This is a genomic window from Henriciella sp. (assembly GCF_049649345.1).
Lineage (GTDB): Bacteria > Pseudomonadota > Alphaproteobacteria > Caulobacterales > Hyphomonadaceae > Henriciella.
Genome location: NZ_JBARZC010000357.1, coordinates 1 through 12877 on the forward strand (window position 1 = coordinate 1; position 12877 = coordinate 12877).

The 12877-nt window shown below is 61.0% G+C and carries 17 protein-coding genes; 11 read left to right on the forward strand and 6 right to left on the reverse strand.

Features of this window, described 5'->3' with window-relative positions; genetic code table 11:
• The 5 genes from WA989_RS09785 to dnaQ all read left to right on the forward strand — a co-directional run.
• Positions 1-492: kinase/pyrophosphorylase (locus WA989_RS09785; RefSeq protein WP_424340313.1), on the forward strand; the 492-nt coding region annotated here is incomplete at its 5' end.
• A complete protein-coding gene (locus WA989_RS09790; RefSeq protein WP_424340314.1) occupies positions 489-1082 on the forward strand; it encodes a Maf family protein in 594 nt (197 codons plus the stop codon). The genes WA989_RS09785 and WA989_RS09790, both read left to right, overlap by 4 nt.
• Positions 1079-1903 (forward strand): shikimate dehydrogenase family protein, encoded by an 825-nt coding sequence (locus WA989_RS09795; protein WP_424340315.1) that lies wholly within the window; start codon positions 1079-1081, stop codon positions 1901-1903. The genes WA989_RS09790 and WA989_RS09795 overlap by 4 nt, the downstream gene beginning before the upstream one ends.
• Entirely contained in the window at positions 1900-2505 is a 606-nt protein-coding gene (gene coaE / locus WA989_RS09800) for a dephospho-CoA kinase (protein ID WP_424340316.1), read from the forward strand. The genes WA989_RS09795 and coaE overlap by 4 nt, the downstream gene beginning before the upstream one ends.
• Positions 2502-3206: a DNA polymerase III subunit epsilon gene (dnaQ, locus tag WA989_RS09805; protein WP_424340317.1), complete on the forward strand. Its 705-nt coding sequence runs from the start codon at positions 2502-2504 to the stop codon at positions 3204-3206. Before coaE ends, dnaQ begins: the two co-directional genes overlap by 4 nt.
• Positions 3207-3209: 3 nt before the next feature.
• Here dnaQ and secB read toward each other — a convergent pair whose 3' ends face one another.
• Complete coding sequence (gene secB, locus WA989_RS09810; protein WP_424340318.1) at positions 3210-3740, reverse strand: protein-export chaperone SecB; 531 nt, start codon at positions 3738-3740, stop codon at positions 3210-3212.
• 127 nt (positions 3741-3867) lie between these two features.
• Between secB and WA989_RS09815 the strand changes: the two genes are divergently transcribed.
• The 4 genes from WA989_RS09815 (at position 3868) to WA989_RS09830 (ending at position 6991) form a co-directional block, all read left to right on the forward strand.
• Positions 3868-4473 carry a Tim44/TimA family putative adaptor protein gene (locus WA989_RS09815; protein WP_424340319.1) on the forward strand — a complete coding sequence of 202 codons (606 nt, stop codon included), beginning with the start codon at positions 3868-3870 and terminating at the stop codon, positions 4471-4473.
• 78 nt (positions 4474-4551) lie between these two features.
• On the forward strand, positions 4552-5166 hold the full coding sequence (locus WA989_RS09820) for a glutathione S-transferase family protein (protein WP_424340320.1): 615 nt from the start codon (positions 4552-4554) through the stop codon (positions 5164-5166).
• A gap of 61 nt (positions 5167-5227) precedes the next feature.
• Positions 5228-6451: a murein transglycosylase A gene (locus WA989_RS09825; protein WP_424340321.1), complete on the forward strand. Its 1224-nt coding sequence runs from the start codon at positions 5228-5230 to the stop codon at positions 6449-6451.
• 9 nt (positions 6452-6460) lie between these two features.
• Positions 6461-6991 (forward strand): Smr/MutS family protein, encoded by a 531-nt coding sequence (locus tag WA989_RS09830; RefSeq protein WP_424340322.1) that lies wholly within the window; start codon positions 6461-6463, stop codon positions 6989-6991.
• Here WA989_RS09830 and hisE read toward each other — a convergent pair.
• The 5 genes from hisE to hisH are packed head-to-tail and all read right to left on the reverse strand — an operon-like array spanning position 6988 to position 10676.
• Positions 6988-7344, reverse strand: coding sequence for a phosphoribosyl-ATP diphosphatase (gene hisE / locus WA989_RS09835; protein ID WP_424340323.1), 357 nt, complete (start codon positions 7342-7344; stop codon positions 6988-6990). The genes WA989_RS09830 and hisE overlap by 4 nt on opposite strands.
• Positions 7345-7366: 22 nt before the next feature.
• Positions 7367-8125 (reverse strand): imidazole glycerol phosphate synthase subunit HisF, encoded by a 759-nt coding sequence (hisF, locus tag WA989_RS09840; RefSeq protein ID WP_424340324.1) that lies wholly within the window; start codon positions 8123-8125, stop codon positions 7367-7369.
• A 3-nt stretch (positions 8126-8128) separates the two neighbouring features.
• On the reverse strand, positions 8129-8863 hold the full coding sequence (gene hisA, locus WA989_RS09845) for a 1-(5-phosphoribosyl)-5-[(5-phosphoribosylamino)methylideneamino]imidazole-4-carboxamide isomerase (protein ID WP_424340325.1): 735 nt from the start codon (positions 8861-8863) through the stop codon (positions 8129-8131).
• A 51-nt stretch (positions 8864-8914) separates the two neighbouring features.
• Positions 8915-9991: an FUSC family protein gene (locus WA989_RS09850; protein WP_424340326.1), complete on the reverse strand. Its 1077-nt coding sequence runs from the start codon at positions 9989-9991 to the stop codon at positions 8915-8917.
• Positions 9992-10031: 40 nt separating this feature from the next.
• Positions 10032-10676, reverse strand: coding sequence for an imidazole glycerol phosphate synthase subunit HisH (hisH, locus tag WA989_RS09855; RefSeq protein WP_424340327.1), 645 nt, complete (start codon positions 10674-10676; stop codon positions 10032-10034).
• A 138-nt stretch (positions 10677-10814) separates the two neighbouring features.
• On the opposite strand from hisH, the gene WA989_RS09860 reads away from it, so the two are divergent.
• Together WA989_RS09860 and WA989_RS09865 are read left to right on the forward strand one after the other, a co-directional pair.
• The gene (locus WA989_RS09860) at positions 10815-12251 is read left to right on the forward strand and encodes an amidohydrolase (protein ID WP_424340328.1); all 1437 of its coding nucleotides are present in this window, start codon (positions 10815-10817) and stop codon (positions 12249-12251) included.
• A 221-nt stretch (positions 12252-12472) separates the two neighbouring features.
• On the forward strand, positions 12473-12877 hold a 405-nt coding region (locus WA989_RS09865; protein ID WP_424340329.1), incomplete at its 3' end, for a hypothetical protein.

Here is a 12877-nt window from a genome sequence, read left to right on the forward strand (position 1 = left end):
CATGCGCTCAACGCCGAATATTTCGAGCGGATCGAGGCGATCAACTATGCGCTTGCGCATGATGACGGGCAGAATACTCAGGGCTTGCCGAATGCGGATGTGATCCTGCTCGGCGTGAGCCGGACATCGAAGACCCCGACCTGCGTATATCTTGCCAATCGCGGCGTGAAGGCCGGCAATATCCCGCTCGTGCCGGGTGTTCCTGTGCCCCCGATCATGGATGATCTCGATCCGGAAAAGGGCCCGCTTGTGATCGGCCTCAAGATCGGCGTCGAGCGGCTCGTCCAGATCAGGAGCCAGCGGCTGATGGCACTCAACGAGAATTCGGCGACAGATTATACGGACGAAGAGGCCGTGCGCGCGGAAGTAACAGAGGCGAACCGCCTGTTCCAGCGCAAGAAGTGGCAGATGATCGATGTGTCCCGGCGAAGCGTTGAAGAAACGGCAGCGGCCATTCTCAACAAGCTGAATGAAAAACGGGGCCAGGGATGAGCGAAATCATTCTGGCGTCGGGCAGCGAGAGCCGCCGCGCGCTCCTTGCCAATGCGGGTGTTAAAGCGACCTCGATCAAGCCGCGCGTCGATGAAGAGGCCGCCAAAGCCGTTTTTCGCGCAGAAAAGATGCGGGTGTCAGATCAGGCGATGCGGCTCGCGGAGATGAAAGCCATCAAGGTGTCGCAAAGCCATGAGGGGCTCGTCATTGGCGGCGACCAGATGCTCAACCTCGATGGCGAGGCGATGGATAAGCCGGCCGACATGCAGGATGCCGGGAATCATCTGCGCCGCTTGTCAGGCAAGTCGCATACGCTGGAAACTGCAATCGTTATTGCAGAAGACGGTAAACCGGTCTGGCGCCATCTTGTCGCTCCCAAACTGACGGTGCGACCGTTGGGCGAGGACTTTATAGCCGCCTATCTGGAAGCGGCTGGCCCGGATATTCTGAAGACGGTCGGTGCCTATATGCTCGAAGGTGTTGGCGCTCAGCTCTTCAGCCGGATCGAAGGCGATTACTTCTCCATCCTCGGCCTGCCGCTGTTGCCACTGCTTGACTATTTGCGCATTCGAGGCGTCATCAAGGCATGATGCAGAAACTGGCTGTGATAGGCGATCCGGTGGGCCATTCGCTCTCGCCGCAGATCCATATGACCTGGATTGACTCGATGGCGCTCGAGGCCTCTTACGAATCCATCCGCGTGCCGACAGGGGAAACGGCCGCTGCGCTTGAAGACTTCGCGTACAAGACATTTCGCGGCCTGAACGTCACCCTGCCCCATAAACAGGCCGTGCTCTCAAGCGTCTCGCATATGTCGCCCGCCGTGATCGCGATCGGCGCGGCCAACACGCTGACGCAGTCGGAGCCGGGCCAATGGTCGGCAGACAATACCGATGCGCCCGGCCTGATGGCGGCGCTGAAACGGGTCGGCGTGGTTTCGCTCGAAGGTAAATCGGTGCTCCTGCTTGGCGCAGGCGGGGCAGCGCGCGCAGCCTTGTTTGCCCTCGACCAGGCTGGCGCCGACATCACTCTGCTCAACCGCACCGTGGAGAAGGCCGGCAAGGCGCTTTCGGACTGCTGCGCGCGCGATCACAGCTTTGGCCCGCTCGATGATCTGCCGCGCATCGCTGAAAGCGCCGATCTGGTCATCAATTCCGCCAGTCTCGGTCATGGCGGGGAATTTTTCGCACTGCCCAAGGGAGAGGGGCGGCTCTTCCTGGAAATGAGTTATGGCGCGCCCGCCGGTCCACAGATCGATCATGCGCGATCGCAGGGCTGGGCCGCCGAAGACGGCCTCGGCATGCTGGTCTGCCAGGCGGCAGAAAGCTTCCGCATCTGGTTTGGCGGCGAGCTGCCGGATGTCGAAATCGCCCTTGAAGCCTGCCGCGAAACGCTGAGACTGACCGAATGATAATTCTCGGCCTTACAGGCTCCATCGGCATGGGAAAAAGCGCGACCGCGGCAATGTTCGCCGAGGCAGGCGTGCCGGTCTACGATGCGGATGCGGCGGTTCATGAAATCTATGCCAAAGGCGGGCTTGCGGTGGCCCCGCTCGCCGAGCGCTTTCCAGGCGTTGTGGTCGACGGCGCCGTCAGCCGCCAGCGCCTGCGCGATATCGTGCTTGAGGACCCGGATGCGCTCAAGGATCTTGAATCCATCGTCCATCCACTGGTTGGCGAAACCCAGAGCCGGTTTCGCCGCGACGCCATGCATTCCGGCGCCAGGCTCGCCGTCCTGGACATTCCCCTGCTCTACGAAACCGGCGGCGATGCACGCTGTCACTACACCGCCGTGGTTTCCGCCCCCGCAGACATTCAGCGCGCCCGCGTCATGGCGCGCGAGGAAATGAGCGAGGCCGAATTCGACAAGATCCTCGCCAAGCAGATGCCAGACGCAGACAAGCGGGCCCGCGCCGATTTCGTGATTTCTACAGCGTTCGGTTTCGACTTCACGCGAACCCATGTAAACGCGATCATAGATTTGCTCTCAGCGATGGAGACACACCCGGCATGACGACCCAGCTGCGCGAGATCGCCTTCGATACCGAAACCACCGGCCTCCACTGGGCGGGCGACGACCGGATCATCGAGGTCGGCGCTGTCGAGCTGATTAACCATGTGCCCACAGGCCGGACCTTTCACCAGCGCATCAATCCTCGCCGGAAAGTTTCGGAAAAGACGATCGAAATTACCGGTATTACCGATGATATGCTGGTCGGCATGCCATTCTTCGAAGACCCGCAAATCGTTGATGCTTTGCTTGAATTTATTGGCGATTCGCCCGTCGTCGCGCATAATGCCGCCTTCGACCGGGGCTTTCTGAACGCTGAGCTTATCCGTTGTGGCAAGGCTGAAATCCACATCGACCAGTGGGTCGACACGCTCGACATCGCAAAGAAACGCTATCCCGGCGCGCCGGCGTCGCTCGATGCGCTCTGCAAGCGGTTCAATATCGGCCTTGAGGCCCGCACCCTGCACGGCGCCCTGCTCGATAGCCAGTTGCTCGCCGAGGTCTATCTCGAGCTGCGGGGGGGCCGGGCTCGCAGCTTCGATTTTGCCGATGGGTCAGGCGATGGCGATACCGCCCGCTTCCGCACCGCGAAACAGCGCCCTGCCCCGCTCGATCCGCGTGTGACCGAAATCGAGATCGAGCGTCACACAGCCTTTGTTGCAACGCTCGGAGAAAACCCGATCTGGAGCCGCTACCAGCCCTAACGCCTAGCTTTGAGGATCGCTGGAGCCTTCGGCGGCTGGCGGTGTACTATCGCCGGTGATCGGCTGGCTGCCCTGGGACTGCATGGCGCGTTCGCGCTGCTGGCGGTACAGCGCTGTGAAATCGACAGGGTCGATCCGGAGCGCCGGGAAGCCGCCTTCCTGGGTCAGGTCTGCGACAATGCGGCGCGCGAAGGGGAATAGCATGCGCGGCGCTTCGATCAGAAGCATTGCTTCGGTATCGGCCTGCGAGCCGCCCTGGACCTGGAACATGCCCGCATATTGTAGCTCGACCAGGAAGAGTGCGGTGTCCTTGGTCCCGGCGCGGGCATTGAGTTTCAGGATCACCTCATAGACGCCCTGTTCGGTGTTCTGCGGGATGGCCTGCACATCAATACCGAGATCCACATTTGGCTGCTCTTCGACACGCGCACCAGGATTTTCGAAGGACAGGTCCTTGATGTACTGGTTCAGCACGCGCATGCTCGGGCCGGTCGGCGCCTGAGGCTGTGCAGCGGTGTCTGGTGTCTCGGTCATGGGCGCGAAATCCTCTATAAACTGGGTTTTGCGCCTATCATGCGCCCTCTAGTTGCGCAACACTGGGTGGCACAGCGCAAATCGCGCCTATATGAGTGTGTGAAACAGTCCTTCCTTTGGAGACTTCATGTCATCATCGCTTATCGAACTGGCCCTGATTGCAGCGATTGCTGTGTTCGTCGGCTGGCGGCTCTATACGACGCTTGGCAGCGATTCAGGTCCGCCTGAGGGCCGCACGCGCTCGCAGGCGCCAGCGACACCCAAGACAGAAGGCCGCCCGACGGAAGAGGGCCGCAGCGGCCTGCGCCCTGCTTTTACAGGTCCCGCAGCCGCCGGGCTTGAGGCAATCCATGCCGCCGATCCAAGTTTTCACCCCAAGGAATTCCTGCAAGGTGCGCGCGGCGCCTATGAAATGCTGGCTTCGGCCTTTGCGCGCGGCGACCGCGAAACGCTGAAGCCCTGGCTCGACACCGATGTCTGGGAAGCCTGGGACGCAGCCATTGCAGAGCGCGAAGCGACCGGCCGCGAAGCGCCGCAGCTTCTGCGCATCCGCCACAGCGAAATCGACGATGCGAGCCTCACCGGCACAATGGCGCGCGTTACGGTTCGCTTCGAGGCAGAGCTTGGCGACGGCGACATGACGCGCAAGTCAGAGGAATTCTGGACGTTCATGCGGGACGTCGATTCAGACGACCCGAACTGGCTGCTCGACGACGTCGATATCGCCAATTGATTTTCAGGAAAGACGTGACTTGAAGCGCCTTTAGAGGCACGCTCCGCGCTGACCGATGCCAGCCAGGGAAGCGCACCCATGTCAAAGGACCTCGTCTTCTACACAAATCCGATGTCACGCGGGCGCATCGTCCGGTGGATGCTGGAAGAAGTCGGCGAGCCTTATGACACGGAGATCATGTCCTATGGCGAGGCTCTAAAGTCGCCATCCTATCTCGATATCAATCCGATGGGAAAAGTCCCGGCGATCATGCACAAGGGCAGGGTGGTGACCGAAACGGCCGCAATCTGCGCCTATCTCGCGGACGCCTTCCCGAATGCCGGGCTCGCGCCGCCGACGGATAGCCGGGCGCGCTATTATCGATGGTTTTTCTTTGCCGCAGGCCCGGTTGAAGCGGCGATGACCAACAAATCGCTGAACGTGGTACCGAATGAGGAACAGCGCCGCTCGGTCGGCTATGACCGGATGGAAACGGTCATGGACACTCTGGAAAAGGCGGTTGAGGAATCGCCCTATCTCGTCGGCAATGACTTTACGGCGGCCGATGTTTATGTCGGCTCACAGATCGGCTGGGGCCTGCAATTCGGCACGATCGAAACACGCAAACCCTTTGAGGACTATTGGGCGCGCATCAGTTCACGGGACGCCAAGATCAGGGCCGATGAAATCGACAATGCGCTGATGGCAGGCTGACTGTCTGCGGCCGACGCGATTTAAGTTGCAGCGCCGCAGAAAGACTTGGAAAACTTCGCCGATGAGAAAGCTCTCCCTCTTTTACGCGCTCCTCGTCCTTGCTGGCTGTGCCGCTACACCCGACGAGACGCCCGCGCCAACGCCGCCGCCTCCGGTCACTGAAGCGCCACCGCCTGCCCCGGTCTGGGCACCCCCGGTTCCAGCCGCCTTCGATACGCTTCCAGGATGGGGCGAGGCTGATCTCCTGCCGGGTCTCAGCGCTTTTCAGAAAAGCTGCGAGGTGTTTGAGCGACGCGAGCCGAGCGCCCTCCTGTCAGACAATGCGCCCTGGGCAGGCCGTGTGGAAGACTGGCTGCCAGGCTGCGCGGCGCTCGATGTCGTGCGCGACGAGGCGAGTGCGCAATCGGTGGTACAGGCGCTGTTCACCCCGGTCGAAATCCTCAGCCCGACAGGCGACTCGCGGTTCACAGGCTATTTCGAGCCAGTCTATCAGGCACGCTACACGCCGGTGTTTCCTTATACCGAACCGGTTCCGGCCCTCCCGGCCGATCTCGTCTCCGAGGGCGGCGACAATGTCTATCAGACCTTGCCGAACGGCACCCGGCGCCCCTATCCCACGCGCGCCGAGATTACCGCAGGCGGGGTCAATCCGCTCGCCTATGCCCATCCGGGCGATGTCTTTTTTCTTCAGGTCCAGGGCTCGGGCAAGCTCGTCTTCCCGGATGGCCGCGTGATGAAGGCGGTCTATGCCGCGCATAATGGGCAGCCCTTCAATTCGACCGCCAACTGGCTTCTCGACCGCGGCCTGATCAGCCGGGGAGAGGCGTCGATGCAGGGTATTCGCGCCTGGATGGACCGGGCGAGCCCTGAGCAGGTGCGAGAGGCGATGAATGCCAATCCGCGCTTTGTTTTCTTCAATCTCGAACCGGGCGCCGACAGCGCGAGCGGCCCCAAGGGTGCGCTCAACGTGCCGCTGACACCGCTGGGCTCAATGGCGGTCGACCGGGCCTACCATCCGCTCGGCGTTCCGGTCTTCGTCGAAACCTCCGCGCCCGGCCTTGGGGGCAACTGGTCCGGCCTGCTCAACGCGCAGGATACGGGCGGGGCGATCAAGGGCGCTGTGCGCGGCGATATCTATTTCGGCACGGGACTGGAGGCCGGCGAGCGCGCCGGAACAATGAATGCGCCGGGCCGGCTCTGGGTTCTGTTGCCAAGCGCGGTTGCAGCGCGGCTGAACGCGCCCGGAGCGGTGGCGAGCCTTGGTCTTCTGCCCAAAACCCCCTAAATCGCCCGCATGGCGGACCGTAAACTCTCGGATGAAGAAGCGAAGGCCTGGGACCAGGTCCGAAAGTCGATCCGCCCGCTGAAAGGCGGAAAGTCGCCGCGCGTAACCCGCGACCTGACCGACCATCCCATCCTCAAACAGGTCAAACATCCGTCCATCGAGCCTGCCCAAGCCAAGAAGCCTGGAAATAGCCCGGAATTACCACGAAATTACCCTGCTTTTAGCCCGGCCGACCGGTCTGGTGAAAAGAAGGTGCGGCGCGGGAAGATCGAGGTGTCTGCCAGCCTCGACCTACACGGTCATACCCAGGCCACGGCCTGGTCAGCCTTGCCGTCATTCCTTATCCGTGAGCAGGCGCGCGGCAGCCGTTGTGTAATTGTCATTACAGGAAAGGGCAAAACTGGAGAAGGCGTTCTCAGGCGCAATTTCCTGCGCTGGCTCGAGACCGGTGATGCGCGAAGCCTCATTTCAGGCTATGCGCCGGCTCACCCGAAACATGGCGGCTCAGGCGCCTTCTACGTCTTCCTGAAACGGCGCTAAGCCCTTGTTTGCCTTGCCGCTTTTTCCGCAATGCCAGACACGCCGCGCCGCTCTGAAAGCGCATCGGCAACCATGTCGAGTGGCACACCCTTCGCCCTCAGACCGACCAGAAGATGAAAGAGAAGATCAGCTGTTTCAGCCGCCACATCCTTGCGCCCTTCTGCAGCAATGGCGAGCGCAACTTCGGCGCCTTCCTCTGCGATTTTCTTGGCGCATCTGAGCTCCCCGCCCTTAAGCAGCCGGGCTGTATAGGACTTTTCGGGATCTCCGCCGACACGTGAATCCACCGTCTCTGCGAGCGTTTCGAGCAGCGCAGTGAGGCGGTGGGCAGATCCAAGTTCCTGTTTTGCCATGGTTTTCTTTCGGGTCGATCGTTCAAAAAGGTCTGACAGGGGCGCCCGCGTCAGCAAGCGCCTTGCGGGCTTCAGATAAGCTTACTTCGCCAAAGTGAAAGATTGATGCCGCAAGCACAGCATTGGCGCCGCCTTCAAGAATGGCCGGTGCTAGATCCTCTGCAGAGCCCGCCCCGCCTGACGCGATAACCGGAATGTGCACTGCAGATGTGATGGCTTTGAGGAGCGGGATATCAAAGCCGGATTTGGTGCCATCCTTGTCCATCGACGTCAGGAGGATTTCGCCGGCGCCGTGTTTTTCCGCCGATTTTGCAAACGCTATCGCGTCAATTCCGGTCGGTCTGCGCCCGCCATGGGTGAAAATCTCCCAAGATGCGCCGGTTTTCCTTGCATCGATCGCGACAACGACCGCCTGGCTACCGGCCTTGGCAGCGCACTCGGAGACGACGGACGGATTGGCCACGGCGGCAGAGTTTATCGCCACCTTGTCGGCCCCTGCGCGCAGCAATTGCACCAGATCCGCGCTCGAGCGGACGCCGCCCCCTACTGTCAGCGGCATGAAACATTGCTCGGCCGTGCGGCGGACCACATCCAGCATCGTTCCCCGGCCCTCATGGCTGGCTGTGATGTCGAGAAAGCAGAGTTCATCGGCGCCCTGTTCATCATACACCTTGGCGAGCGCGACCGGATCGCCGGCATCGCGAAGCCCGACAAAGTTCACGCCTTTGACCGTGCGGCCGTCTTTGACATCGAGACAGGGAATGATGCGGGTTTTCAGCATCGATTACGCCTTCGCCGCTGCAATTGCGGCGGCCGGATCAATATCTCCATCATAGAGCGCGCGGCCAAGGATTGTGCCTGATATAGCGCGTTTTCCGCCCGCATTCTTGAGCGCTGTGATGTCAGAAACACTCGCAACGCCCCCGGACGCGATCACGGGAATCGAAACAGCTTCGGCCATCTCGGTGGTGAAGGCGACATTAACCCCCGTTTTCATGACATCTCTTGAGATATCCGTAACCACAAGGCCGGCCACACCGCAGCCCTCGAAGATTTTGGCCAGCTCAACCGCTTTCATGTCCGAGGTTTCGGCCCACCCTTCGACGGCGACATTGCCGTCCTTGGCGTCGATGCCGACGACCACGTGACCGGGAAGCTCCCGGGCCGCGGCCTTGACGAGATCAGGGTCCCTGAGGGCCGCCGTGCCCAGAATGACGCGCGAAAGGCCGGCCTCGAGCCAGGCATTGATCTGCGCACGCGTTCGGATACCGCCGCCCAGCTGAACCGGGACGTCAGTCGCGGCGAGAATGCGACGAACAGCCTTGCCATTCGCGCTGTCGCCGGCAAAGGCGCCATCAAGGTCAACGACGTGCAGCCGATCAAACCCCATCGCCTTGAATCGAGCGGCTTGGTCGCCCGGATCGGGATTGAATGAGGTGGCCCGATCCATTTCCCCGCGGATCAGCCGGACACATTCTCCCGATTTGAGGTCGATGGCTGGATAGAGGTCGAACGTCATGGCCGGTCGTGAAGCAATTTTCTGTGAGGTGAGGCAAAGCGAGAGCAGGGCTTAGTCTTTTGTGACCACAGACTCAACTCTATTGGGAACTGCCTCGCCCAGCATTGTGCCAGAGCGGTCGATCAAGCTGGAATCCCCCTTGCCCCATGTCTCTCCACAGGCCTCGAGACTATTGGCGATCTCATCCAGAGCGAACCGAACCGCGTAGAGTTTTTCGGCTTCCTCGCCGTCAACGTCCTTTCCGCCTTCAATATTCGATTCTTCGCGCAATGGGCTGACACTAATGTCTGTTTTCCCGTCAAGGATATCGTCGAAGATGGCAATCGCCTTGTCTTTCAACGACTTGAGTTTTGATTGCACGTGCTGCTCCTTGTCGCCTCCTCGTTCGTCGAGGCGCTTGATGGACCGGTCCAACAGCATGATGGAGCTGTAGAGTTCCTCAAGAGCGTTCAGCCTCTTCTGGCCCGCGCCTCTTTTCTTACTGTGCATGGCCCGCGTTGCTTCGCGCGCATCGCTCAAAGCGCTGTTATAGGCTCGGCGTGCGCTGTCGGCGCCTTCTTCGTCGCGATCAAAAGCCATGACAGCCGCCAGCCGGTCGCGAAGGGCCTGCCATATAGCCTGGCGATGACGTTCGGCACGGTGAGCCGCGCTGTCGGGCCACACAATAAGCGCAACGATAATGCCGGCGACAATACCAATGCCGATCGCTGTGGCTCTTGCTATCGCGACATCCACAGACCCGTCTTCGGCATGGGACAGGGATAGCGCGACAGCGGCCACCACACCCTGCCGCCAGCCCGGCCTGAAACCGGCGATAAAGTTCATCACGAACATGGCAAAGACGAGCGCGGCAAGCGTCCCATATCCTGACGGCAGCAGGAAGAGACACGCGACGCCTATGACGCAGCCGACAATCGTCGAGATCATGCGATCCCATCCCTGGCTGGTCGTTCCGCCTATGCTGGGCTGCACGATCATGACGGCTGTCAGAATGCCGGCGAATTTCTCGTCTGTGCCCACCGCATCGATAGCGATAAAAGTGACGGCAGCTGCGATGGCTGACTGTATGCCAAGACGCAGGGCATCGCGGCTTTTCTGGTTTGCTAGATTGAAGTCTGGAAGGTTCATGAGCGGGTCCTGTCTCGGATAAGTCGAGGAGCGACCGGCCCTACTGAATATTCCAAGTCAGGAAGTTTGCGAGCAGCTTGAGGCCAATTCTCTGGCTTTTCTCTGGATGAAACTGCGTGCCGAACAGATTGTTCCGCGCGGTCGCAGCGGTGATCTCGCCGCCATAATCGGTAAACGCCGCGAGGTCGTGTCTGTCTTTGAGCTTCATGGCATAAGAGTGGGTGAAATAGACGTGCGGGTCGTCGCCGAGCCCCTGCAGGACCGGATGATCCTGTAATATCTGCAAACTGTTCCAGCCCATATGAGGGATGGCGAGGCCTGGTGCGGCCCTGATGCGGTCGACCTCGCCGCCGATCCAGCCAAGGCCCGGCGTCTCGCCATCTTCGAGCCCGCGATCGGCCAGCAGCTGCATGCCGACGCAGATGCCGAAAAACGGAACGGCGCGGTCGAGCACCGCCTCTTTCAGCGCCTCGACCATTCCGTCCACAGCGCGCAGGCCCTTGGCACAATCGGCATAGTGCCCGACGCCCGGTAAGACCACGCGGTCTGCCCGTGCGACTTCCCGGGCATCCTCGGTCACACGGATCTCTATATCAGCCTCAGACAGCTGCGCAGCCGCCCGCAAGGCCCGCTCAGCCGAGTGGAGATTGCCGGATCCGTAGTCTATCAGCGCGAGCATGGTCATCAGACCCGCGCTCTTAACGGGGCTGCGGCAACAGGGGAAGGGCCAAAGGCTTGATATGGCGCTGGCTGTGTCGCAAGGTCGCCGCAATTCCACACAGCCCTGTTTTGCCGGGGCGCCTATTCAAACAGGAGTGTCCCCATGCGCCTAGCGCTCGCAGCCGCGTCTATCGGCCTGATCTCTTCCACCCTGATGAGCCCTGCGCTCGCTGACCCGGCAGCTGAACAGGCAAAAAGCCTGGTCAATGAGCGCCCCCAGCTCACTGAGACGCTTGCCACGCAGCTCTGGGACTGGGCCGAAGTCGGCTATCAGGAAACCAAGTCGTCGCAGCTCTTGCAAAGCACCCTGGCAAGCGAGGGGTTCGACGTGGATATGGGCGTTGCCGGCATTCCGACGGCCTTCGTCGCCGAGTATGGATCGGGCGAACCGGTGATCGCGATCCTCGCCGAATATGATGCCTTGCCGGGAATCAATCAAAGCCAGGCCCCGACACGCGAGCCTGTTGCCGATAAACATGCCGGACAAGCCTGCGGCCATAATCTATTCGGTGCTGGCTCGGTCTCAGCTGGCGTCGCCATTCGCCATTGGCTTGAAGACACGGGCACTGAAGGCACGATCCGCGTCTATGGCACGCCGGCCGAAGAAGGCGGTAGCGGTAAGGTCTATATGACGCGAGCCGGTCTGTTCGACGATGTCGACATCGCGTTTCACTGGCATCCGGGCGACGAGAACTCCGCAGCAGCGAACACTTCGCTTGCCAACCGGTCTGCCAAGTTCCGTTTTAGCGGTGTCTCAGCGCATGCTGCCGGCGCACCGGAACGCGGCCGCTCAGCGCTCGATGGGGTCGAGGCCATGAACATGATGGCGAACATGATGCATGAGCACATGCCGCAGGATGCGCGCATGCATTACGTCATCACGGCAGGTGGCAACGCCCCGAATGTCGTGCCGGACTTTGCTGAAGTCTTTTACTACGTCCGTCACCCTGATGCCGACGGCGTCGACGATATCTGGGTGCGCCTCGAGAAAGCTGCCCAGGGCGCCGCGATGGGCACAGGGACGAGCGTCGAATGGGAAGTCATCCACGGCAACAATCCGCTCCTCGTGAACGAAGCGCTGGCGCGAATGATGGATGCGAAACTGCGCGAGATGGGCGGCATTTCCTATACGCCCGAAGAACAGGCCTATGCAGAGCAGATCGCTGCAAGCTTCGACAATCCAGAGCTCAGCCTTGGCTCGCAGGAAGAGATCCAGCCCTTCGAGATTTCACTCGGTTACGGCTCAACGGATGTCGGCGATGTGTCCTGGGCGGTGCCAACCGTTGGCCTGCGCACAGCGACCTGGGTGCCCGGCACGTCGGCTCATAGCTGGCAGGCCGTTGCGGCCAGCGGCATGTCGATTGGTCACAAGGGCGCAGACCTTGCCGCTAAAACGCTGACGGCGGCTGCGATCGAGCTCTACCAGAATGAAGAGCTCATAGAGGAAGCCTGGGAAGAATTCGAAGACAAGCGCGGGCCGAATTATGAGTACAAATCGCTGCTTGGGGACCGTGATCCGCCGCTGGATTACCGCAAATAGGCCGATGCTCAGGCCCTGATTGCGGGGCCGCCCGGTCCGGCCAAGCGCAGTCGAAGTGATGCGTCCTGAATGGCTGATTTCAGCGAGGGTGAACCGAAAAAGTCCGATGCTGCGCCTTGAAGGGTATGGCGCTGTCTTCTCTATCCTGCCCAGCCTGTCACCACCGGACCGACCGACCGGCGCGTTACTGCGTGCACTGTGGTCACAAGATGCCGGCAGACATGGCGCGTCCTGCCGACGATCATCCGGCTTGCCAGTCGCCTGAGCCGATTGATCTGCACGCCTTAATGGGCAAGGGGCCGCAAAAGGTGCCAGAGCAGGTGCCTGAGTTGGATCCCGCCGAATTGCCGGGCAGGGCCGAGGTTCTGGGGTACAGCCCTCCCCCGGTCCATGTTCAGGAAAAAGGAGACTGCCAAGTTTGTGGGCAGTCGCTGCGGGTCGCCGACCTCATCGTCCATGAGTATGCCGTGGTGCATCGTGACGGAGGCTCGGCCGTTGAACTGACCCAAACCTTGCCGGACTGGGTCAGAACCCAGGATCACCTCAAACTTGCGCTGAAGGATCGTCCAGCCTTCTCCAAAACGCCTCAGGAGATGGAAGACAAGCGCATGGCAGAAGCGCTCTGG

Excerpts from the sequence above, each read along its gene's own strand:
- WA989_RS09790 (WP_424340314.1), top strand. The coding sequence starts at position 489 with ATGAGCGAAATCATTCTGGCGTCGGGCAGCGAGAGCCGCCGCGCGCTC.
- WA989_RS09820 (WP_424340320.1), top strand. The coding sequence starts at position 4,552 with ATGTCAAAGGACCTCGTCTTCTACACAAATCCGATGTCACGCGGGCGC.
- WA989_RS09815 (WP_424340319.1), top strand. The coding sequence starts at position 3,868 with ATGTCATCATCGCTTATCGAACTGGCCCTGATTGCAGCGATTGCTGTG.
- hisA (WP_424340325.1), bottom strand. The coding sequence starts at position 8,863 with ATGACGTTCGACCTCTATCCAGCCATCGACCTCAAATCGGGAGAATGT.
- WA989_RS09825 (WP_424340321.1), top strand. The coding sequence starts at position 5,228 with ATGAGAAAGCTCTCCCTCTTTTACGCGCTCCTCGTCCTTGCTGGCTGT.
- hisH (WP_424340327.1), bottom strand. The coding sequence starts at position 10,676 with ATGACCATGCTCGCGCTGATAGACTACGGATCCGGCAATCTCCACTCG.
- WA989_RS09860 (WP_424340328.1), top strand. The coding sequence starts at position 10,815 with ATGCGCCTAGCGCTCGCAGCCGCGTCTATCGGCCTGATCTCTTCCACC.
- dnaQ (WP_424340317.1), top strand. The coding sequence starts at position 2,502 with ATGACGACCCAGCTGCGCGAGATCGCCTTCGATACCGAAACCACCGGC.
- WA989_RS09795 (WP_424340315.1), top strand. The coding sequence starts at position 1,079 with ATGATGCAGAAACTGGCTGTGATAGGCGATCCGGTGGGCCATTCGCTC.
- secB (WP_424340318.1), bottom strand. The coding sequence starts at position 3,740 with ATGACCGAGACACCAGACACCGCTGCACAGCCTCAGGCGCCGACCGGC.
- WA989_RS09850 (WP_424340326.1), bottom strand. The coding sequence starts at position 9,991 with ATGAACCTTCCAGACTTCAATCTAGCAAACCAGAAAAGCCGCGATGCC.
- WA989_RS09830 (WP_424340322.1), top strand. The coding sequence starts at position 6,461 with ATGGCGGACCGTAAACTCTCGGATGAAGAAGCGAAGGCCTGGGACCAG.
- hisE (WP_424340323.1), bottom strand. The coding sequence starts at position 7,344 with ATGGCAAAACAGGAACTTGGATCTGCCCACCGCCTCACTGCGCTGCTC.
- coaE (WP_424340316.1), top strand. The coding sequence starts at position 1,900 with ATGATAATTCTCGGCCTTACAGGCTCCATCGGCATGGGAAAAAGCGCG.
- hisF (WP_424340324.1), bottom strand. The coding sequence starts at position 8,125 with ATGCTGAAAACCCGCATCATTCCCTGTCTCGATGTCAAAGACGGCCGC.